19 protein-coding genes are annotated in these 21,945 nt (G+C 62.2%); 11 read left to right on the forward strand and 8 right to left on the reverse strand.

From position 1 onward, the window contains the following. Positions 1-31: 31 nt before the first annotated feature. The 4 genes from EDF75_RS27180 to EDF75_RS02685 form a co-directional block, all read right to left on the reverse strand. Positions 32-844 (reverse strand): anti-sigma factor family protein, encoded by an 813-nt coding sequence (locus EDF75_RS27180; RefSeq protein ID WP_208113306.1) that lies wholly within the window; start codon positions 842-844, stop codon positions 32-34. After that, positions 841-1,392 carry an RNA polymerase sigma factor gene (locus EDF75_RS02675; protein ID WP_133597975.1) on the reverse strand — a complete coding sequence of 184 codons (552 nt, stop codon included), beginning with the start codon at positions 1,390-1,392 and terminating at the stop codon, positions 841-843. Before EDF75_RS02675 ends, EDF75_RS27180 begins: the two co-directional genes overlap by 4 nt. Continuing rightward, positions 1,379-1,930, reverse strand: coding sequence for a tetratricopeptide repeat protein (locus EDF75_RS02680; RefSeq protein ID WP_133596899.1), 552 nt, complete (start codon positions 1,928-1,930; stop codon positions 1,379-1,381). The genes EDF75_RS02675 and EDF75_RS02680 overlap by 14 nt, the downstream gene beginning before the upstream one ends. Before the next feature lie 199 nt (positions 1,931-2,129). Next, the gene (locus EDF75_RS02685; RefSeq protein ID WP_133596901.1) at positions 2,130-3,413 is read right to left on the reverse strand and encodes a putative acyl-CoA thioester hydrolase; all 1,284 of its coding nucleotides are present in this window, start codon (positions 3,411-3,413) and stop codon (positions 2,130-2,132) included. A 275-nt stretch (positions 3,414-3,688) separates the two neighbouring features. Between EDF75_RS02685 and hutI the strand changes: the two genes are divergently transcribed. The 6 genes from hutI to EDF75_RS02715 all read left to right on the forward strand — a co-directional run bounded on the left by hutI (position 3,689) and on the right by EDF75_RS02715 (position 11,534). After that, positions 3,689-4,948 (forward strand): imidazolonepropionase, encoded by a 1,260-nt coding sequence (gene hutI / locus EDF75_RS02690; RefSeq protein ID WP_166646110.1) that lies wholly within the window; start codon positions 3,689-3,691, stop codon positions 4,946-4,948. Further along, positions 4,945-5,901 carry a formimidoylglutamase gene (gene hutG, locus EDF75_RS02695; protein WP_133596905.1) on the forward strand — a complete coding sequence of 319 codons (957 nt, stop codon included), beginning with the start codon at positions 4,945-4,947 and terminating at the stop codon, positions 5,899-5,901. The genes hutI and hutG overlap by 4 nt, the downstream gene beginning before the upstream one ends. A 56-nt stretch (positions 5,902-5,957) precedes the next feature. Next, the gene (locus EDF75_RS02700) at positions 5,958-6,683 is read left to right on the forward strand and encodes a histidine utilization repressor (RefSeq protein WP_133596907.1); all 726 of its coding nucleotides are present in this window, start codon (positions 5,958-5,960) and stop codon (positions 6,681-6,683) included. Between the two features lie 142 nt (positions 6,684-6,825). Continuing rightward, positions 6,826-8,511: a urocanate hydratase gene (gene hutU, locus EDF75_RS02705; RefSeq protein ID WP_045854530.1), complete on the forward strand. Its 1,686-nt coding sequence runs from the start codon at positions 6,826-6,828 to the stop codon at positions 8,509-8,511. A gap of 1 nt (position 8,512) precedes the next feature. Then, positions 8,513-10,045: a histidine ammonia-lyase gene (hutH, locus tag EDF75_RS02710; protein WP_133596910.1), complete on the forward strand. Its 1,533-nt coding sequence runs from the start codon at positions 8,513-8,515 to the stop codon at positions 10,043-10,045. A gap of 100 nt (positions 10,046-10,145) precedes the next feature. Continuing rightward, entirely contained in the window at positions 10,146-11,534 is a 1,389-nt protein-coding gene (locus tag EDF75_RS02715) for an amino acid permease (RefSeq protein WP_133596912.1), read from the forward strand. Positions 11,535-11,584: 50 nt separating this feature from the next. Here EDF75_RS02715 and EDF75_RS02720 read toward each other — a convergent pair whose 3' ends face one another. After that, positions 11,585-12,061: a kinase inhibitor gene (locus tag EDF75_RS02720; protein WP_133596913.1), complete on the reverse strand. Its 477-nt coding sequence runs from the start codon at positions 12,059-12,061 to the stop codon at positions 11,585-11,587. A gap of 69 nt (positions 12,062-12,130) precedes the next feature. After that, positions 12,131-13,420 carry an adenosylmethionine--8-amino-7-oxononanoate transaminase gene (gene bioA / locus EDF75_RS02725; RefSeq protein WP_133596915.1) on the reverse strand — a complete coding sequence of 430 codons (1,290 nt, stop codon included), beginning with the start codon at positions 13,418-13,420 and terminating at the stop codon, positions 12,131-12,133. A gap of 85 nt (positions 13,421-13,505) precedes the next feature. Between bioA and bioB the strand changes: the two genes are divergently transcribed. The 4 genes from bioB to bioD are packed head-to-tail and all read left to right on the forward strand — an operon-like array spanning position 13,506 to position 17,154. Beyond that, positions 13,506-14,546 carry a biotin synthase BioB gene (gene bioB / locus EDF75_RS02730; protein WP_133596917.1) on the forward strand — a complete coding sequence of 347 codons (1,041 nt, stop codon included), beginning with the start codon at positions 13,506-13,508 and terminating at the stop codon, positions 14,544-14,546. Then, positions 14,543-15,700 carry an 8-amino-7-oxononanoate synthase gene (bioF, locus tag EDF75_RS02735; RefSeq protein WP_133596919.1) on the forward strand — a complete coding sequence of 386 codons (1,158 nt, stop codon included), beginning with the start codon at positions 14,543-14,545 and terminating at the stop codon, positions 15,698-15,700. Before bioB ends, bioF begins: the two co-directional genes overlap by 4 nt. After that, positions 15,684-16,439, forward strand: a complete 756-nt coding sequence (bioC, locus tag EDF75_RS02740) for a malonyl-ACP O-methyltransferase BioC (RefSeq protein WP_133596921.1) — start codon at positions 15,684-15,686, stop codon at positions 16,437-16,439. Before bioF ends, bioC begins: the two co-directional genes overlap by 17 nt. Continuing rightward, positions 16,432-17,154 carry a dethiobiotin synthase gene (gene bioD / locus EDF75_RS02745; RefSeq protein ID WP_133596923.1) on the forward strand — a complete coding sequence of 241 codons (723 nt, stop codon included), beginning with the start codon at positions 16,432-16,434 and terminating at the stop codon, positions 17,152-17,154. The genes bioC and bioD overlap by 8 nt, the downstream gene beginning before the upstream one ends. On the opposite strand, the gene EDF75_RS02750 is transcribed toward bioD, so the two are convergent. After that, positions 17,096-17,818, reverse strand: a complete 723-nt coding sequence (locus tag EDF75_RS02750) for an ABC transporter ATP-binding protein (RefSeq protein ID WP_041144679.1) — start codon at positions 17,816-17,818, stop codon at positions 17,096-17,098. The genes bioD and EDF75_RS02750 overlap by 59 nt on opposite strands. Before the next feature lie 737 nt (positions 17,819-18,555). Here EDF75_RS02750 and uvrB point away from each other — a divergent pair. Next, on the forward strand, positions 18,556-20,571 hold the full coding sequence (gene uvrB / locus EDF75_RS02755) for an excinuclease ABC subunit UvrB (RefSeq protein WP_133596925.1): 2,016 nt from the start codon (positions 18,556-18,558) through the stop codon (positions 20,569-20,571). Between the two features lie 275 nt (positions 20,572-20,846). Here the strand turns inward: uvrB and pmrB are convergent, their stop codons facing one another. After that, complete coding sequence (gene pmrB / locus EDF75_RS02760; protein WP_133596927.1) at positions 20,847-21,944, reverse strand: two-component system sensor histidine kinase PmrB; 1,098 nt, start codon at positions 21,942-21,944, stop codon at positions 20,847-20,849. Position 21,945 lies beyond the last annotated feature (1 nt).

A 21,945-nucleotide genomic window follows, 5' to 3' on the forward strand; every position in this document is an offset into this window, starting at 1 on the left:
GCGCCGCCTTGCGATCGGGGCCGCGCTGCGCTTATGACAGCGCCGTCTGCAGCGTGCGGGCGCTGTTTTGCAGCTCTGCGCCGGGATTGCGGCCAATTAATACGAACTGATATCCCCGATCGTTCCACCAGGCGAGATTCATCCCGTGGCGCCGCTCGCCGCTAATCTCCGCGCTGCCCGGCTGACGCTGGGGGGAGATGCACAGCGCCATGGGGCCATACTCGGCGTGCATCCAGGCAATCTGCGCGATGGAGGTGCTGTCGTAGCGCAGCATGCGGACCATTTTAAGCTCCGCGCCCTGCAGCCTGAGCTGCTGTTCATTGAGATGCAGGCCAAGATCCTCGGCGGTGCGCGCCAGCCCGCGCTGCAGCAGCGGCGGCGAGCTGTCGAGATCGAGCAGCGTTTCGGCGCTGTAGAGCGACATGTAGCGGGCCTCAAGATCGCGAATATTTTCGCTCTCATCCTGCTCTTCCGCCGCCGGGCGCGCCAGGTAGCCTAATCCGCTGCCTATCAGCAAAAAGCTGAGCGAGGCGGCAATCATTGCGCGGCGGCTGAACGACGGGCGCGGCGCGGGCGCACGGCTATCCTCGGCCTGCGCCAGCTGCGCCAGCTGCGCGTCGAGCCTTGCCTGCATGCGCTCCAGCGGCGCCTCATCGAGCAGGGGCGCAAAGGCCTGGCGATAGTTCTGATTGCTGCTCATCAGCTCGGCGGTGCGGGCGGCAAGCTGCCCATCGCTCTTGAACGCCGCCTCGAAGCTGCGGGCGTCGGCGTCGCTCATCTCACCGTCCAGCCAGGCAACGATAGCCTCATCGTTATAGGGAGGCGTAAAACTTAACGATTTCAAGAGCGTTTCTCCTTCGCTGAGGGCGGGGTAGCTATCGATTTTGCCAGCGTCAGCCTTGCCGCCGCCAGCCGGCTCATAATGGTACCGACCGGCACCGACAGGGTGTCAGCCGCCTCCTGATAGGTAAAGCCTTCGACATACACCAAAAATACGGCGTTGCGCTGGGCTTCCGCCAGCGCGCCCACGCGGCGCATAATTTGCCGGTACTGCAGGCTATCTTCCGCCATTTCACGAGAATCCGGCGCGACCAGCTCTTCGCTGTCGACGAATCCTTGCCCCATCCGCACGTGGCGCGCGCGCAGCTCTGAAATCCAGATGGAGTGGAGAATAGAAAACAGCCATCTGTCGATACGCGTGCCCGGCGTATACTGCGCGCTCCTTTCGAGCGCGCGTACGCAGGTGGACTGTACCAGCTCCTCGGCGACATCGCGGCTGCGCGACAGGACCAGCCCGTAGCGCCAAAGGCGCGAGAGATGGGCGGCAAGCTGTGAGCGAACTTCACTGGTTGTGATTTTCTTACCCTCGTGACGATTATCAGGATTCAGGATGCCCGTTAATGGCCGCCTGCAGATCGCGATACTCCTCGCAGCCCTGGCCGCAGATCCCGGCAATCACCTTCAGCTGCTCCTTCGCCAGATCCGCACGACCTTTTATCATCCACGCTTCACCCAGATACTCCCGGGCTTTGGCATAGTTCGGCTCAAGCGCCAGCGAACGCTGATAGTAACCAATGCCTTCGTCCGTACGTCCGAGCTTGCGGGTCGCGTAGCCGCGGTAGTTCCAGGCCTCGGCCGTATTGCTGTTTTTTAACGAATCCAGCAGGTTCAGCGCCGTCTGGTATTCGCCTTTTTTCGCCAGATGGTAGGCGTAGTTGGTTTTATCCTGGTCGCTGAGGCTGCTGGTTTTCTCCGGCACGCACTGTTTGGTGGCGCTGTCATAAACCTGTCCGCTCGGGCAGTCAGGGGTTTTACTCTCGGTACTATTATCGCCCATGGCAAACACCGGCGGCACGGACAGGAAAAATAGCAGTGCCGGAACGGCCATGCGGCGCGAGGCGGGGCGTAATACGGATGAAAGTACGTTCATTTTAGTCTCCAGAATGGGCGAATGCGCGACCGGGCGTACAGGCGAACCGCAGGGGTTAAGCGCCGTCATGGTCTTGCATGGTGTAAACGCGCCAGCGGGCGTTTTTATTCGCCTAAAAAACGTTTTTTTGCGCAGGGGAAAGCCGGGCGGGAAGAGGGGGGACAAAGGGGGGAGCGGCTCCCCCCTTTAGGCAGGACGATTACTGCTTAGGTTCCGCCACGATAACGCTTCCCACGCCGCGGTTGTTGTATTCCCACATGCGGTTGAAGCCGTCGTCGTTGAGGTTACGCTGCACAACGCCTTTGGCGTCTACCGCGCCGGTATTACCGCTGAAGGCGCGGTTAGAGGCTGCCGCATCGGCCCACGGCTTCGCGATATTAAAGCCTTCGTTAATCACGCTATCGCGGATAACCACCTGACCGTTGGTGTTGCCGTCAACGTCCAGAGAGCGGCCCAGCTGCGCGACGCCATCGCCGGAAGCGGTGAAGCGGCTGTTGATGGCGAGGAAGCCGTAGGTGACGCTCTTCAGCGTCGCCGGGGCGAAGACGTAGCCCTCTTTCTGCGTGCGGGAATTCACGACGCGGAAATCGGTGTTATCAAAGACAACGGCGCCGCGGCCGGCAACGATATCGACGTCGCCTTCAATATAGCTGTTGCTGACCAGCGTGCGGGTCTGGCGATCGTTCTGCAGACGGTTCTGCACGCCGCTGTTGGTCACGAAGAAGGTGTTCTGACGGCCGAGAATATTGACGTTGTTAATCTGCACCTGGTCGCCATCGCTGCGCAGCGCGACGGCCTGGTGGGTGCCGGCATCAACGCTATCGCCGAGATTGTTAGCGATGGTCAGGTTCTGCAGCTGCAGGCCGTTATTCTGCGACCAGAAGACCGCGGAGCACAGCACGCCGACGGTGGCCGTACGCTTGCTCTGGCAGCTGTCGAACATATACCACGCCGGTTTGCCTGGCATGTATTTCCCGGCCGGGTTGACCAGGTGACGCCAGCTGGTGACGTCCATTTCCGAATCGATCGCCTGGCTAATTTTCACATCCAGCGGCTTCTCGCCGGTACCGTAAAGGGTCAGTGCGCCGGGGGCGGCCGGGACATACACGGTACCGGTATATTCACCCGGCATAATCGCAATGAACAGACGGCGGTCGGAGTGACGGGCAATTGCCGCATCGACGGCGGCCTGGATCGTGGTGTGGGTCACGCCCTGAGTCCCCGCAGGCCCGACGACGAAGTCAGGCTGGGCCGGCGCGGCAATCGCCGCCGGCGTCCACGCTGCGGCGTTCGGATTGAGCGACTGGAAATAGCTCGCCGGCAGGAAATTCTTCGCTTCATCGGCGCTTAAAACGGGGCGAGAGGCGGTACCCGGCGCTGCCTGGGTAGAGGGTTGCTGATCGGCAGGGGTTGAGCTGCAGGCGGATAACGTCACGCCGAAGGCCAGCGCCAGCGTCAGTCGGGAAACTGAAAATGTGTTCATGTTGCTCCGGGCAAGAATCAATTAGCTATACCCGCCATACTTCAAGCCGCTTCTTTGCTGGCAGCGTGCGCCTGCCACCTCGATACGGGCCGAATTATTTGGGGTGTGTGAATAGATAAGCTCTTTAAAACCTGCTTTTTTATACTAAGTTGAGCAAAACGGGAAGACGCTGAGCTAAAAAGTTAGCGTTATGCTGTTTTGCACCCGCAGGCGGGGCCGCTCGTAGTCACAAAAAAATAACAATAATCCCTGCTTTTATTGACATTTTCGATGGAATGAAAATAAATGTCTATACAACCCATGACAAGTTGACCGCTATGACTGAAGCCACTTCCGATCTCGTTATCTGGCGAAACGCCCGCCTCGCCACCTTGAACCCACAGGACTCGCGGCCTTATGGCCTGCTGGATCGCCACGCGCTGCTGGTGCGCAATGGCCGGATTGAGGCCGCAATCCCCGAAAGCGACGCCCCGGCAGGGCGCAGCGTTGACCTTGGCGGCAGGCTGGTGACGCCGGGGCTGATTGATTGCCATACCCACCTGATCTTCGGCGGCAGCCGGGCGCAGGAGTGGGAGCAGCGGCTCAACGGCGTCTCTTACCAGACCATCAGCGCTAACGGCGGCGGCATTAACTCGACGGTGCGCGCCACCCGCGAAAGCAGCGAAGCGCAGCTGCTGGCGCTGGCGCAGCAGCGCCTCGATCGCCTGCTGCGTGAAGGGGTCACGACGGTTGAAATTAAGTCCGGCTACGGGCTGGATCTGGAAAGCGAACGCAAGATGCTGCGCGTGGCGCGACGGCTGAGCGAAAGCAATGCGTTTGAGCTGTCGGCCACGCTGCTCTCCGCCCACGCCACGCCGCCGGAGTATAAAGGCGATCCCGACGGCTATATCACCCTGGTCTGCGAAACCCTGCTGCCGACGCTGTGGGAAGAGGGGCTGTTTGAAAGCGTCGACGTGTTCTGTGAAAACGTCGGCTTCAGCCCGCAGCAGACCGAACGGGTATTCCAGGCGGCGCAGGCTCGCGGAATCCCGGTGAAGGGCCACGTCGAACAGCTCTCCTCCCTCGGCGGCGCCGAGCTGGTCAGCCGCTATCGCGGGCTCTCTGCCGACCATATCGAATATCTGACGGAAGAGGGCGTGGCGGCGATGAGCCGCAGCGGGACGGTCGCGGTGCTGCTGCCCGGCGCCTTCTATTTCCTCAACGAGACCCGCCGGCCGCCGGTAGAGCTGCTGCGGCAGTATCAGGTCCCGATGGCGGTGGCGACGGACTACAACCCGGGCACCAGCCCGTTCGCCAGCCTGCATCTGGCGATGAATATGGCCTGCGTCAAGTTTGGCCTGACGCCGGAGGAGGCGTGGGCCGGCGTGACCCGCCACGCGGCGAGGGCGCTGGGGCGTCAGGCGAGCCACGGCCAGCTGGCGGCGGGATTTGTCGCCGATTTTGCCATTTGGGACGCCGAACATCCGGTAGAGATGGTGTATGAACCAGGGCGCAGTCCGCTCTGGCATCGCGTGGTACGAGGAGAAATGCAATGAAGCTGTGGCAACCGACGCCCGCCGGGCTGTGGCAAGGGCGCGACGACAGCGGCGAAGCCGCCAACGCGCTGCGCCTGTTTCAGACGATAGCGCGGGCGGACCGCTTCGCCCCCGACGAGCAGCCGGGCGAGATTGCCCTGCTGGGCTTCGCCTGCGACGAGGGCGTACGGCGCAACCTCGGGCGCACGGGGGCAGAAAAGGGGCCCGAGACGCTGCGGCGGGCGCTGGCGAATATGGCCAGCCACAGCGGCCACGACCGCTGCGTGGATATGGGCAGCATTAGCGTGGTGGGCGAGGCGCTGGAAGAGGCGCAGCGGGCGCTGCGCGAGGCGGTGGCCGCCTGCCAGCGCGCCGGCAAACGCACCCTGGTGCTGGGCGGGGGCCACGAAACCGCCTTTGGCCACGGCGCCGGCGTGCTGGACGCGTTCCCCGATGAAAAGGTCGGCATTATCAACCTCGATGCCCATCTCGATTTACGCTTTGCCGAACGGGCCAGCTCGGGGACGCCGTTCCGCCAGCTGGCGCTGGAGTGCGAGGCGCAGGGGCGCGGTTTTCACTACGCCTGCATCGGCGCCAGCCGGGCGGCGAATACCCAGGCCCTGTGGGATGAGGCGGCGCGTCGCGAGGTGCGGGTCATTGAGGATCTGGACGTGCTGCAGGCCTATGAAGAACGGGTTGCGCCGGAAATCGCGCGCCAGATAGCCCTCTACGATCGCCTCTACCTGACCATCGACCTTGACGTCATGCCGGCCCGCGAAATGCCGGCGGTCTCGGCTCCCGCAGCGCTGGGCGTGCCGCTGACCGCGCTGCTGCGCATCGTTGAGCCGCTGTGCCGCAGCGGCAAGCTGCAGGCGGTGGATCTGGTGGAGTTTAATCCGCAGTTTGACATCGATAGCCAGGGCGCCCGCACGGCGGCCCGGCTGGCATGGCAAATCGCCCATTGGTGGCGCTGACGATTCAGTATATTCTGCTCGTTTCGCCGCCCATTGAGAATAAGGAAAGCCAGGCTATGTTTTCACAGCAATCTCGCTCCGCGCCGGCACCGTTCTATGAAAAGGTGAAGCAGGCGATCAGCGAAAAGATCCAAAGCGGCGTCTGGCGCCCGCACGATCGCATCCCTTCGGAGGCGGAGCTGGTGGCGCAGTTTGGTTTTAGCCGGATGACCATTAACCGCGCGCTTCGCGAGCTCACCGACGAAGGCCTGCTGGTGCGCCTGCAGGGCGTGGGGACCTTCGTGGCGGAGCCGAAGGGGCAGTCGGCGCTGTTTGAAGTCCGCAGCATCGCCGATGAAATCGTCTCCCGCCAGCACCAGCACCGCTGTGAGGTGCTGCTGCTGGAGGAGACCCGGGCCGACCTTATCCAGGCGGCGGCGCTCAACGTCGCCGAAGGCACGCGGATATTTCACTCCCTGATGGTGCATTTCGAAAACGACGTACCGGTACAAATTGAGGACCGCTGCGTCAACGCCACCGTGGTGCCGGACTATTTGCGCCAGGACTACACCGCCACCACGCCGCACGACTACCTGTCGCTGATTGCCCCGCTAACCGAGGGGGAGCATATTGTCGAAGCGGTGCAGGCGAGCGCGAAGGAGTGCGAGCTGCTGCACATTCATGCCCAGGATCCCTGCCTGATGATTCGTCGCCGCACCTGGTCGACGACGCACATTGTTTCCCACGCCCGCCTGCTGTTTCCCGGCAGCCGCTATCGCCTGCAGGGGCGTTTCGGATCCTGATCCTCCGCGCGTCGGCAAAAGCGTGATTGCTGACGCAATATAACAAAATTGTATCATTTCTGTTAAATCCTGGCTTGCGTAGAGTTGTATAGACAAGTATATGTATCTACGTAAACAACGTTAATTGTCAGGAGAAACCCCGATGTCGCAAAGCAAATACCGCCAGCTGGACGTACGTGCACCGCGAGGCACCACGCTGAGTGCGAAGAGCTGGTTGACCGAAGCGCCGCTGCGTATGTTAATGAATAACCTCGATCCGGACGTCGCCGAAAACCCGCATGAGCTGGTGGTTTACGGCGGCATTGGGCGCGCGGCGCGTAACTGGGAATGCTATGACGCTATCGTGAAGGCGCTGAAAAACCTGGAGAACGATGAGACCCTGCTGGTGCAGTCCGGCAAGCCGGTGGGGGTATTTAAAACCCATGAAAACTCACCCCGCGTGCTGATCGCCAACTCTAACCTGGTCCCGCACTGGGCAACCTGGGAACACTTCAACGAACTCGACGCCAAAGGCCTGGCCATGTACGGCCAGATGACCGCCGGGAGCTGGATTTATATCGGCAGCCAGGGCATCGTGCAGGGAACCTACGAAACCTTCGTCGAAGCCGGGCGCCAGCACTATGAAGGCAGTCTGAAAGGCCGCTGGGTCCTGACCGCCGGCCTGGGCGGCATGGGCGGCGCGCAGCCGCTGGCCGCGACCCTGGCGGGCGCCTGCTCGCTGAACATTGAGTGCCAGCAGAGCCGTATCGATTTCCGCCTGCGTACCCGCTACGTTGACGAGCAGGCGACGTCGCTGGATGACGCCCTGGCCCGCATCAAGAAATATACCGCCGAAGGCCGCGCCGTCTCTATCGCGCTGTGCGGCAACGCCGCCGACATCGTGCCGGAAATGGTGAAACGCGGCGTGCGCCCGGACATGGTCACCGACCAGACCAGCGCCCACGACCCGCTGCACGGCTATCTGCCGAAAGGCTGGAGCTGGGAAGAGTATCAGGAAAAAGCGGTCTCCGACCCGCAGGGCACTATTCAGGCCGCCAAACGCTCGATGGCCGACCACGTTCAGGCCATGCTGGCCTTCCATGAGATGGGCATTCCGACCTTCGACTACGGCAACAACATTCGCCAGATGGCTCAGGAAATGGGCGTCGACAAGGCCTTCGATTTCCCGGGCTTCGTGCCCGCCTATATTCGCCCGCTGTTCTGCCGCGGTATCGGCCCGTTCCGCTGGGTGGCGCTTTCCGGCGACCCGCAGGATATTTATAAGACCGATGCCAAAGTGAAAGAGATTGTCAAAGACGACAAGCATCTGCACCACTGGCTGGATATGGCGCGCGAGCGCATCAGCTTCCAGGGCCTGCCGGCGCGTATCTGCTGGGTTGGCCTCGAGTGGCGCCAGAAGCTGGGCCTGGCCTTTAACGAAATGGTCCGCAGCGGCGAAGTCTCCGCGCCGATCGTTATCGGTCGCGACCACCTGGATTCCGGATCGGTTGCCAGCCCGAACCGCGAAACCGAATCGATGCGCGATGGCTCCGACGCGGTGTCCGACTGGCCGCTGCTCAACGCCCTGCTGAATACGGCCAGCGGCGCGACCTGGGTTTCGCTGCACCACGGCGGCGGCGTTGGCATGGGCTTCTCTCAGCACTCCGGAATGGTTATCGTCTGCGACGGAACCGACGAAGCGGCCGCGCGAATTGCTCGCGTTCTGCATAACGACCCGGCAACCGGCGTGATGCGTCACGCGGATGCGGGCTATGAGATTGCGATTGAATGCGCAGCGGAACAAGGACTGAATCTTCCTATGGTGTCAGCAACGCAGGGGCAACGCTGAAATGAAAACTTTAACTCTTATTCCCGGCCAGCTGAGCCTGACGCAGCTGCGCGATATCTATAGCCACCCGCTAAACGTCGCGCTCGATGAGAGCGCCTTTGCGGCGATTGACGAGAGCGTGGCCTGCGTCAACGCGATCCTCGCGGAAGGGCGCACCGCTTACGGCATCAACACCGGTTTTGGCCTGCTGGCGCAAACCCGCATCTCGACCGAAGATCTGGAAAACCTCCAGCGCTCGCTGGTGCTGTCCCATGCCGCCGGCATCGGCGAGCCGCTGGATGAGGCGATGGCGCGGCTGATTATGGTGCTGAAGATTAACAGCCTCTCCCGCGGCTTTTCCGGCATTCGTCTGAGCGTGATCCAGGCGCTGGCGGAGCTGGTGAACAAAGGCGTTACGCCGTGGATCCCGGCGAAAGGCTCGGTGGGAGCATCCGGCGACCTGGCGCCGCTGGCGCATATGTCGCTGACGCTGCTGGGGGAAGGGAAAGCCCGCTGGCAGGGTGAGTGGATGCCGGCCGCGCAGGCGCTGGAAAAAGCCGGCCTCAGGCCGATTACGCTGGCGGCCAAAGAGGGGCTGGCGCTGCTTAACGGCACCCAGGCTTCGACGGCGTTCGCGCTGCGCGGCCTGTTTGAAGCCGAAGACCTGTTTACCTCGGCGGTGGTGTGCGGCGCGCTGACGACCGAAGCGGCGCTGGGCTCGCGTCGTCCGTTTGACTCGCGTATCCACGAGGCTCGCGGCCAGCGCGGACAGATTGACGCCGCCGCGCTCTATCGCCACGTGCTGACCGACGATAGCGCGATTTCTCAGTCGCACCACGGCTGCACCAAGGTGCAGGACCCGTACTCTCTGCGCTGTCAGCCGCAGGTGATGGGCGCCTGCCTGACGCAGATCCGCCAGGCAGCGGAAGTGTTATTGGTTGAAGCCAACGCGGTCTCCGACAACCCGCTGGTGTTCGCCAGCGAGAATGAGGTGATTTCCGGCGGCAACTTCCACGCCGAACCGGTGGCGATGGCGGCGGACAACATCGCCCTGGCGATAGCCGAAATCGGCTCGCTGTCGGAGCGTCGCATCGCGCTGATGATGGACAGCCATATGTCGCAGCTGCCGCCGTTCCTCGTGAAAAACGGCGGCGTCAACTCCGGCTTTATGATTGCCCAGGTGACCGCGGCAGCGTTAGCCAGCGAAAACAAAGCGCTTTCGCACCCGCATAGCGTTGATAGCCTGCCGACCTCCGCGAACCAGGAGGATCACGTCTCGATGGCGCCGGCCGCCGGTCGCCGCCTGTGGGCGATGGCGGAAAACACCCGCGGCGTGCTGGCGGTCGAGTGGCTGGCCTCCGTTCAGGGGCTGGATATGCGCGAGGGTCTTGCCAGCAGCCCGCTGCTGGAAAAGGCGCGCCATCTGCTGCGCGAACGCGTGCCGCACTACACCGAAGACCGCTTCTTCGCGCCGGATATTGAACACGCTATTGAGCTTTTGGCCGCGCGTCACCTGACGCGACTGCTGCCTGCCGTACTGCCCGATCACAACTAACCATTCGCTGTTCTCTGTACCCGCGTCGGGGGGATGCCTTCCCCCCGGCCGTCCTACACGCATATTTGTCGTCGTATAAAAATTATCAGGACACTTGCATATGCAACAACAATCGCAACAAAAGCCACATCTGCTGCGCGGGCTGAACGCTCGCCATATTCGCTTTATCGCGCTCGGTTCCGCCATCGGCACCGGGCTGTTCTACGGCTCGGCCGCGGCCATCAAGGCCGCCGGTCCGGCGGTGCTGCTGGCCTATCTTATCGGCGGCGCGGCGGTCTTTATCGTGATGCGGGCGCTGGGAGAAATGGCGGTGCGCAACCCCGTCTCCGGCTCCTTCGGCAGCTACGCGCGCCAGTATCTCGGTCCGCTGGCCGGGTTTATCACCGGCTGGACCTACACCTTCGAAATGGTCATTGTGGCCCTCGCCGACGTGACCGCGTTTGGGATCTATATGGGGCTGTGGTATCCCGACGTTCCGCGCTGGATCTGGGTGCTGAGCATTATCTTTTTCATCGGCGCGATGAACCTGTGCCACGTGCGAATTTTTGGTGAGATGGAGTTTTGGCTCTCGCTGATTAAAGTAGTGGCCATTATGGCGATGATCGTTGCCGGTGGCAGCATCATCTTCTTTGGCTTCGGCCACGCGTTTCCGGCGACGGGGCTGGAGAATCTGTGGAGCCACGGCGGGTTTGCGCCGAACGGCTGGCAGGGGATTATCGCTTCGCTGGGGATTGTGATGTTTGCCTTCGGCGGGGTCGAAATCATTGGCGTCACCGCCGCAGAGGCGCAGGACCCGAAAAAGGTGATCCCGCAGGCAATCAATACCATCCCGCTGCGCATCGTGCTGTTCTACGTCTGCACCCTGGCGATCCTGATGGCTATTTTCCCGTGGAACAGCTTTGGCGAGCAGGGCAGCCCGTTCGTGCTGATCTTCAGCGGGCTGGGGATTCCGGCGGCGGCGACCATCCTCAATATTATCGTCATTAGCGCCAGCATTTCGGCCATCAACAGCGATATATTTGGCGCGGGGCGCATGATGTACGGCATGGCGAAAGAGGGCATGGCGCCGAAAAGCTTCCAGCGTATCGCCAGCAACGGCGTGCCGTGGATGACGGTGGTGGTGATGGGCGTGGCGCTGCTGGCGGCGGTGGTGCTGAACTACCTGATGCCGGAGCAGATCTTCGTGCTCATCGCCTCGCTGGCGGCGTTTGCCACGGTGTGGGTCTGGCTGATGATCCTGCTGGCCCACTTTGCGATGCGCCGCGGCCTGTCGGCGGAAGAACGGCGTAATATCGCGTTCCCGGTGCCGTTCTGGCCGGTTGCGCCGCTGCTGACCCTGCTGTTTATGGGGCTGGTGATTGCGGTGCTGGGAATGGTGGAAGAGACGCGGATTGCGCTGATCGCCGGCCTGGTCTGGCTGGGTCTGCTGACGGTGGTGTGGTATGCGCGGGTGCGTAAAAACGCGGTCGTCGCGGTGACGGAGCAGTAATCAGATAGGCCCGGGTCAGGCGTGAGCGCTGGCCCGGGGATGTTCCGAAGTTAGCTAAACAGGGCGGTGATTGAGGCGCTGCCGAGGCTGTGGAAATGGACGTTAAAACCGACCATCGCGCCGCTTGCGCCTTCATCGACCTCAATTTTATCAACGTCCAGCGCGTGCACCGTAAAGATGTAGCGATGGCTTTCACCCTTCGGCGGCGCCGCGCCGCCGTAGCCCGTCTGACCGAAATCGGTCCGGGTCTGAACCGCCTCTTCCGGCAGCGGAGCCAGGCCGGAACCGGCGCCCTGGGGCAGCACGCGGGTATCGGCAGGAAGGTTCGCCACAATCCAGTGCCACCAGCCGGAGCCGGTCGGCGCGTCGGGGTCGTAGCAGGTCACCACAAAGCTTTTGCAGCCCGCCGGCACATCATCCCACGCCAGATGCGGTGAAATATTGTCCCCCGCGTAACCCATGCCGTTGAATACATGACGGTTGGGCAGCTTCTCGCCATCCTGCAAATCATGACTGATGAGTTTCATCGTCTCTCCTCAAGTTAATCGCCTGATTGGCAAAGAAGTGTAGCGCGCGGGGCGCGGCATTACCGTCTCTTAATCGCTAAAAAATGTTTCTTCCAGCACCGCGGCGTTAACCGCCCGGGTCAGGCGCGTCAGCTGTTCGGCGCTAATGATATACGGCGGCATCAGGTAGATAAGCTTGCCGAACGGGCGCACCCACACGCCTTGCTCCACGAAGAAGCGCTGCAGGGCGGCCATGTTTACCGGACGGCGGGTTTCCACCACCCCAATGGCGCCGAGCACGCGCACGTCGGCCACCAGCGCGGAGTCGCGCGCCGGCGCCAGCTCGGCCTTCAGCTGCGCTTCGATGGCGGCAACCTGGGCCTGCCACTCGCCGCTTGCCAGCAGGTTCAGGCTCTCTGCGGCCACCGCGCAGGCCAGCGGGTTGCCCATAAAGGTCGGGCCGTGCATAAAGCAGCCGGCCTCGCCGTTGCTGATGGTTTCCGCGACAGAGCGGGTCGTCAGCGTCGCGGAGAGCGTCATGGTCCCGCCGGTCAGCGCTTTGCCGAGACACAGTATATCCGCCGCAATGCCCGCATGTTCGCAGGCAAACAGCTTGCCGGTACGGCCAAAGCCGGTGGCAATCTCATCGGCAATCAGCAGGATACCTTCGCGATCGCACATCTTACGGATGCGCCTTAACCACTCCGGATGGTACATCCGCATCCCGCCGGCGCCCTGCACGATGGGTTCGAGGATCACCGCGGCAATTTCATGGCGATGGGCGGCCATCAGGCGGGCAAAGGGCACCATGTCAAGCTCGTCCCACTCGCCGTCAAAGCGGCTTTGCGGCGCTGGCGCGAAGAGGTTGTCCGGCAGATAGCCCTGCCACAGGCTGTGCATGGAGTTGTCCGGGTCGCACACCGACATCGCGCCGAAGGTGTCGCCGTGATAGCCGTTGCGGAAGGTGAGAAAACGCCGGCGCGGTTCGCCCTTTGCCTGCCAGTACTGCAGAGCCATTTTCATCGCCACTTCGACCGCCACGGAACCGGAGTCGGCAAGGAACACGCACTCCAGCGATTCCGGCGTCATCGCCACCAGCTGGCGGCAGAGCGCGACCGCCGACGGGTGGGTTATGCCGCCAAACATCACGTGCGACATCTGGTCGATCTGCGCTTTCATCGCCGCATTCAGCCGCGGATGGTTGTAGCCGTGGATCGCCGCCCACCATGACGACATGCCGTCAATCAGCCGTTCGCCGCCGGCCAGTGAAAGCTCGCAGCCGTGAGCGGCCGCCACCGGGTAAACCGGCAGGGGAGAGATCATGGAAGTGTAGGGGTGCCAGATGTGGCGCCGATCGAAGGCGAGATCGTCCATTGTCATAAGCGACTTGTAAACCATTTTGAAAACATTTAGGTTTACGAGTATAAACCGAACCGACAGTTAACAAAACCCTTTGGAGAAGCCAATGGCTCACCACGCACGCTGGACAATGTCGCAAGTCACTGAGTTATTTAATAAACCATTGCTGGATCTGCTGTTTGAAGCCCAGCAGGTCCACCGCCAGCACTTTGACCCGCGCCAGGTTCAGGTCAGCACGCTGCTGTCGATTAAGACCGGCGCCTGTCCGGAAGATTGTAAATACTGCCCGCAGAGCGCGCGCTATAAAACCGGCCTGGAGTCCGAGCGCCTGATGGAAGTTGAACAGGTGCTGGAGTCGGCGCGACAGGCTAAAAATGCCGGTTCGACCCGTTTCTGCATGGGCGCGGCGTGGAAGAATCCGCACGAACGCGATATGCCGTATCTTGAGCAGATGGTCAAAGGGGTTAAGGAGCTGGGGCTGGAGTCCTGTATGACCCTCGGCACTCTCACCGATAGCCAGGCGCAGCGCCTCGCCGGTGCCGGCCTCGACTACTACAACCACAACCTCGATACCTCGCCGGAGTTCTACGGCAATATCATCACCACCCGTACCTACCAGGAACGCCTCGATACCCTTGGTAAAGTGCGCGGCGCGGGAATTAAGGTGTGCTCCGGCGGTATCGTCGGGCTGGGCGAAACGGTAAAAGATCGCGCCGGACTGCTGCTGCAGCTGGCCAACCTGCCGACGCCGCCGGAAAGCGTGCCCATCAACATGCTGGTGAAGGTGAAGGGCACGCCGCTGGCGGACAACGACGACGTCGACGCGTTTGAGTTTATCCGCACCATCGCGGTGGCGCGGATCATGATGCCGACCTCCTACGTGCGCCTCTCCGCCGGCCGCGAGCAGATGAACGAACAGACCCAGGCGATGTGCTTTATGGCCGGGGCCAACTCCATTTTCTACGGCTGCAAGCTGCTGACGACGCCGAACCCGGAAGAGGATAAGGACCTGCAGCTTTTCCGCAAGCTGGGGCTTAATCCGCAGCAGACGGCGGTGCTGGAAGGCGATAACGAGCAGCAGCAGCGCCTGGAGCACGCGCTGAATAACCCGGATACCGAGGAATATTACAACGCGGCGGTGCTATGAGCTGGCAGCAACGCATCGAGCAGGCGCTGAGCGAACGACGGCAGGCGGATGCTTTCCGCTCTCGCCAGCCGGTGACGCAGGGGGCCGGGCGCTGGCTGACCCGCGAGGGGCAGCGCTGGCTCAACTTTTCCAGCAACGATTATCTCGGCCTGAGCCAGCATCCGCAGATCGTTGCCGGCTGGCAGCAGGGCGCCGAACGTTACGGCGTCGGCAGCGGCGGTTCGGCTCACGTCAGCGGCTACAGCGACGCGCATCGCGAGCTGGAGGAGGCGCTGGCCGACTGGCTGGGCTATCCGCGCGCGCTGCTGTTTATCTCCGGCTTTGCCGCTAATCAGGCGCTGATTGCCGCCCTGCTCGGCAAGGACGATCGCGCGGTAGCGGACCGTCTGAGCCACGCCTCGCTGCTGGAGGCGGCCAGCCTCAGCCCGGCGCAGCTGCGGCGCTTTCAGCACAACGACGTTCAGCAGCTGAAAACGCTGCTGGAGAAACCGCTGGCGGGCCAGCAGCTGACGATCACCGAAGGCGTCTTCAGCATGGACGGCGATAGCGCGCCCCTCGGCCCGATCCACCAGGTGACCGCTGAAGCCGGCGGCTGGCTGCTGGTCGATGATGCCCACGGCATTGGCGTGCTCGGCGACGAAGGGCGGGGCAGCTGCTATGCGCAAAACGTCCACCCTGAGCTGCTGGTGGTGACCTTCGGCAAGGCCTTTGGCGTCAGCGGCGCGGCGGTATTGTGCAGCGATGCGCTGGCGGACTACCTATTGCAGTTTGCCCGCCACCTGATTTACAGCACCGCCATGCCGCCGGCCCAGGCCGTTGCGCTCAGCGCCGCGCTGCGGACTATCCGCGGCGATGAGGGCCAGCAGCGGCGGGAGGCGCTGGCCTGCCGGATTGCCCAGTTCAGGGACGGGATGCGCGACTATCCGGGGCAGCTCACCGAATCGACCAGCGCCATTCAGCCGCTGATCGTCGGAGACAACGCCCGGGCTCTGCGCCTGGCGGCGCGCCTGCGCGAGCAGGGCTGCTGGGCGACGGCGATCCGCCCGCCGACGGTGCCTGTCGGCAGCGCCCGTCTGCGGCTGACCCTGAGCGCGGCCCATGAATCTGCGGATATCGAGCGTCTGCTGGAGGTCCTGCATGACGGCGGTGAATAAACGCGCGGTGGCCGCCGCCTTCGGCCGGGCGGCGAGCCGCTATACGCAGCACGATGAGCTGCAGCGCCGCAGCGCCGGGCTGCTGCTGCGCCAGCTTGGTGACCGGCGCTTTGCCGAGGTTTTGGATGCGGGCTGCGGTCCCGGCAGCATGAGCCGCTACTGGCGCGAGGCGGGCAGCCGCGTCACCGCGCTGGATATCTCCGTTGATATGCTGGCGGAGGCCCGGCGCCAACAGGTCGCGCACGGCTACGTCGAGGGCGATATTGAATCCCTGCCGCTGCCGGCGGCCTGCGTAGACCTGGCGTGGAGTAATCTGGCGGTGCAGTGGTGCGACGACCTCGGCGCCGCGCTTGCTGAGCTGCACCGGGTCGTGCGTCCCGGCGGGCGGGTGGCCTTCAGCACCCTGTTGGCCGGTTCGCTCCCCGAGCTCAACCAGGCCTGGGCGACGATTGACCGGCATCCGCACGCCAATCGTTTCCTCAGCGAGCAGGCGGTACGCAGCGTGATGAGCGGCTGGCGGGGCGAGGCGCAGGTACATGCCGTAACGCTGCCGTTCCCCGACGCCCTCTGCGCCATGCGTTCGCTAAAGGGCATCGGCGCCACCCATTTACACCAGGGGCGCAGCGCGGCGCCCCTGAGCCGCACAAAGCTGCAGCAGCTTCAGCTGGCGTGGCCGAAACGGCACGGGCAGTGCCCGCTGACCTACCATCTTTTTACAGGAGTAATTGAACGTGATTGAGCGTTATTTCGTCACCGGAACCGATACTGAAGTCGGCAAAACGGTGAGCAGCTGCGCCCTGCTGCAGGCGGCGAATCTGCGGGGTCGGAACAGCGCCGGCTATAAGCCGGTGGCCTCCGGTAGTGAGTACACGGAGCAGGGCCTGCGCAACGACGACGCCCTGGCCCTGCAGCGCAACAGCCGCGTGGCGCTGAGCTATCAGCAGGTTAACCCGTTAACCTTTGCGGAACCCACTTCGCCGCATATTATCAGCGCCGATGAGGGGCGCCCCATTACCGCCGCCGCGCTCTCCGCCGGGCTGCGCGAGCTGGAGCCGCTGACCGACTGGCTGCTGGTGGAAGGGGCAGGGGGCTGGTTTACGCCGCTGTCCGAAACCCTGAGCTTTGCCGACTGGGTGCAGGAAGAGCGGCTGCCGGTGATTCTGGTGGTGGGAATAAAGCTGGGCTGCATTAATCATGCCCTGCTGACGGCTCAGGCGGTGCGCCAGGCAGGGCTGCCGCTGGTGGGCTGGATTGCCAACGACGTCCAGCCGCCGGGGAAGCGGCATAGCGAATACCTCGCGACCCTCAAACGGCTGCTGCCCGCGCCCATGCTGGGCGAGATCCCGTGGCTGGAGGAGGCGTCGCAGCGGGAAGACCTCGGCCAGTACCTCGATCTTAGCGCGCTGGATCGGGCGTCATCCACTGCGCCAGCAGCGGCTCATCCAGCTGTATAACGTCGCCCTGCGCCACGCTGCGCCCGCGGTGCAGCAGGCAGAAGCGGTCGGCCACCCGGCGAATGAACGGCAGGTGCTGCTCGGCGAGCAGCACCGTTAAACCGATATCCCGGTTCAGGCGCACCAGCAGATCCCCCAGCTTATGCATAAAGTGCTGCCCGCTGCCGCGCGACGGCTCATCGAGTATCAGCAGGCGCGGTCGGACGATCAGCGCTCTTGCCAGCGCCAGCTGGTACCTGTCGTCTTCCGAGAGCGCGGCGCCTTTGCTCTGGCGCAGGGCGTAGAGCTGCGGAAAGAGATCGTAAATCTCGCTATTCACCACCGCGCCGGGCGTGCCTCCGGCCGCCAGCGCAATATGCAGATTCTCCTCTACGCTGAGCTGCGAAAAGATGCGCCGGTCCTGCGGCACGTAGCCGATCCCGATGACGCTACGTGAATGGGCGGAGAGCGGCATCAGGTCGCAGGGCGGCGCTCCGCGCTCCTGCCAGGTGATGCTGCCGCTGGCGACCGGGAGGTTCCCGGTAATGCAGTTGACCAGCGTGGTTTTCCCCATTCCCTGACTTCCCATCACGCAGGTACACTCTCCTGACCTGAGCTCAAGATCGACGTTCCACAGCGTGTGCTGGCTTCCATAGTACTGATTGACGGCGCGTAGACTCAACATAGACGTTTTCTCCTTTTTGACGACGGCGAGCGAGACAAACATTCTGCAAATCTCTTGCCAGGAAAAAGAAGTGACGGCATTTTTTCGCCAGCGCAGGTCGCGGCGGCCACCGCCGGCGGGGAACAGCGAAGCGGCTGCACTTTCCCGGTGCTAAACGACGTGAAACGTGGTGCAGAAAGCAGCAAAAAGGCGGGCGTCCTTAGCTGATAAATATCAAAAATAATTCAATAATATTTTTTAGCCGCGTGATTTTTGCCGGCGGGCAATTTCGGCCGGGTGGCAGAGGTCATGGCCTGCAGCGAGTTATCCACTATTCCTGTGGATAACCTTGTGTATTAGAGTTAGAGAACTTGCGGTAAGCTAGAGATTACGCGGCCTGCGGCTGAATTGGCGCGAAACCCGTCTTTTATTAAATTTTATTTAATATCAATTGGTTGTATAAAATCAATGGCTGTAAGGAAAGTGTCACCTGCTGCCATAAAAGATTCATCGCCTTGCTTGACAAATGTTAAATGACAAAATTTTCTGGGGATAACCTTACACAGTGGCGGATTATTCCGCATGGCGCGCTTTTTTTGCCCAAATGCGGCCGCCCGGGGCAAGGTTTACAGAGCGAACAGTAATACGATACTGGTTTTATATCCAGTATTATTTATTGGCAAAAGCGCCGGCGACGGGTAGAATTAAACACCTGCCGTTTCGCGCCGGGCGCTTCATCCTCCTTCAGGGTCAGACATATGAGTAAAACGTTCACGCTGCATTCCGCTTTCCGTCCCTCTGGCGATCAGCCAGAAGCCATTCGTCGCCTTGAAGAGGGGCTGGAAGATGGTCTGGCGCACCAAACGCTGCTGGGGGTAACCGGGTCGGGTAAAACCTTCACCATCGCTAACGTCATTGCCGACCTGCAGCGCCCGACGATGGTCCTCGCGCCCAACAAGACCCTGGCGGCGCAGCTGTATGGCGAAATGAAGGAGTTTTTCCCGGAGAATGCCGTCGAGTATTTCGTCTCCTACTACGACTACTACCAGCCTGAAGCCTACGTGCCGAGCTCGGACACCTTCATCGAGAAGGACGCCTCGGTCAACGAACATATTGAGCAGATGCGCCTGTCGGCAACCAAGGCGCTGCTGGAGCGCCGCGACGTCATCGTGGTGGCCTCGGTCTCGGCTATTTATGGCCTCGGCGATCCTGACCTGTACCTGAAGATGATGCTGCACCTGACCACCGGCATGCTGATTGACCAGCGGGCCATTCTGCGTCGCCTCGCGGAGCTGCAGTACACCCGTAACGATCAGGCTTTCCAGCGCGGGACCTTCCGCGTTCGCGGCGAGGTCATTGACGTCTTCCCGGCGGAATCGGACGATATTGCCCTGCGTATTGAGCTGTTTGACGAAGAGGTTGAGCGCCTGTCGCTCTTTGACCCGCTTACCGGGCAGGTTGAATCGTCCATCCCGCGCTACACCATCTACCCGAAAACGCACTACGTTACCCCGCGCGAGCGGATCGTTCAGGCGATGGAAGAGATAAAAGTCGAGCTGGCGGAGCGGCGTAAAGTGCTGCTGGAAAACAACAAGCTGCTGGAAGAGCAGCGCCTGAGCCAGCGTACCCAGTTCGACCTCGAAATGATGAACGAGCTGGGCTACTGCTCGGGGATTGAAAACTACTCGCGCTATCTTTCCGGGCGCGGGCCGGGCGAGCCGCCGCCGACGCTGTTCGACTATCTGCCGGCGGATGGCCTGCTGGTTATCGATGAATCCCACGTGACCATTCCGCAAATCGGCGGGATGTATCGCGGCGACCGGGCGCGTAAAGAGACGCTGGTGGAGTACGGTTTCCGCCTGCCGTCGGCGCTCGATAACCGCCCGATGAAGTTTGAGGAGTTTGAGGCGCTGGCGCCGCAGACCATCTACGTTTCGGCGACGCCCGGTGCCTACGAGCTGGATAAATCCGGCGATGAGGTGGTCGATCAGGTGGTCCGTCCGACCGGCCTGCTTGACCCGGTTATCGAAGTGCGCCCGGTGGGGACCCAGGTCGACGATCTGCTGTCGGAGATTCGCCTGCGCTCCGCCATCAACGAGCGCGTGCTGGTGACGACCCTCACCAAGCGGATGGCCGAAGACCTCACCGAGTACCTCGAAGAGCACGGCGAGCGCGTGCGCTACCTGCATTCGGATATCGATACCGTCGAACGTATGGAGATTATCCGCGATCTGCGCCTCGGCGAGTTTGACGTGCTGGTTGGGATCAACCTGCTGCGTGAAGGGCTGGATATGCCGGAGGTCTCGCTGGTGGCAATCCTTGATGCCGACAAAGAGGGCTTCCTGCGCTCCGAGCGCTCGCTGATCCAGACCATCGGCCGCGCGGCGCGTAACATCAACGGTAAGGCGATTCTCTACGGCGACAGGATCACCGCCTCGATGGCGAAGGCCATCAGCGAAACCGAACGCCGTCGCGAGAAGCAGCAGCGCTATAACGAAGAGCACGGCATCACCCCGCAGGGCCTGAATAAGAAGGTGGTCGATATCCTGGCGCTGGGCAGCGGCCTGGCGAAGACCAAGGCCAAAGGGCGCGGCAAGTCGCGTTCACCGGTCGAGGCGGATACGCCGGTGCTGACGCCAAAAGCGCTGCAGCAGCGAATTCACGAGCTGGAAGGGCAGATGATGCAGCACGCGCAGAACCTGGAGTTCGAAGAGGCGGCCCAGATCCGCGACCAGCTGCATAAGCTGCGGGATCTGTTTATCGCCGCGTCGTAGACCGGCGCCCGTCGCGTCGGGCGTCTATGCCGCGGCCAGACTGGCCTCTGGCCGTGTGGAACGCTCGTAACGTACGGGCAGCGCCTGCGGATGCGAGGGCTGCCCGGCGTCACAATGGCAAATAAAATAGCCGGTGGGGCCGGCTCTTAATATCCGCTTAATCTTGTTCAGGGACACTATCTTCATTCTAATGAGGATAGCGCCATGCAAAAACTACACTTTCGCCAATACCTGGCCATTACCTGCGCCTTTATTATCGTCGTCGCCTTCTTCCATCACTGGGTGCTGACCTTCTGACGCGAAGGCCTCGGGAAGAGCACCCAGGCGCGAACGCCGGGGCCCGGCTGGCGGTTATGCAAAAAGAACTGGGTATCGTGCAGCTGGGCGATACGGGTGACGATGCTTAATCCCAGACCAATGCCGCCGTAGCGGCTGTCCATGCGAACAAACGCTTTGCTCAGCTCGCCGCTTTTCGCTTCATCAATTCCCGGCCCTTCATCCTCCACCGCCAGAATCGGCGTTGACCCCGCCTGAATCGAGACGCGGATCGTAGAGTCCGTTGGGCTATAGCGGTGCGCATTCTCCACCAGATTGCGCAGCACCACGCGCAGCAGCGTGGCGTCGCCGGACACCATCACCTCCTCGTCCGCACCGGCTATCTCAAGCTTTTGCCGGCGCGGCGCCAGCATCGCTTCCAGCTCCTCCTCGAGCGGTTCAACGACATCCTCCATCAGCTGCACCTGCTGGTAGCTACCGGCGGAAAACGACTGCCCTACGCGGGCCAGCTGCAGGAGCTGGGAGATGCTGTTGGTCATCTGATCGAGGCGCTGAATAAGCGGGTCGACCCCCACCCCGTGCACTTTGGCCAGCAGCTCGAGGTGCAGGCGCAGCCCGGCCAGCGGCGTGCGCAGCTCGTGGGCCACGTCGGCGGTAAACAGGCGCTCGCGGTCGAGCGTCAGGTTCAGGCGCGATACCAGCTGATTCAGCGCGGTGGTTACGGCGGTCACTTCCGGCACCGACTCGCTGAGCTCGATAGGCTGGAGATTATCCGGGGTGCGGTTCTCCAGCTCGCTCTGCAGGCGAGAGAGCGGGCGGGTTATCTTTTTCACCGCCAGCAGGCTGATATAGAGCGCGAGGCCGATAATCAGCAGGCTTGGGATCAGCAGGCTGGCGACCGCTTCCCGCACCTCGTGCTCAACGTGCTTCTGGTTGTTGTGCCCCTCGATGGCGCTGGCCACCAGCAGCTGAATCTGCTCTTTGCTTTCATGCCACAGCCAGAACACGCTGATAATCTGGCAGACCGCCAGAATCGTGCCGATGGTCAGCAGCAGGCGAAAGCGCATGGTCCATTTTTCGGTGGCTAACAGCGGCATC

The sequence above is a fragment of the Klebsiella sp. BIGb0149 genome, from assembly GCF_004362605.1.
In the GTDB taxonomy this organism is placed as follows: domain Bacteria; phylum Pseudomonadota; class Gammaproteobacteria; order Enterobacterales; family Enterobacteriaceae; genus Klebsiella; species Klebsiella terrigena.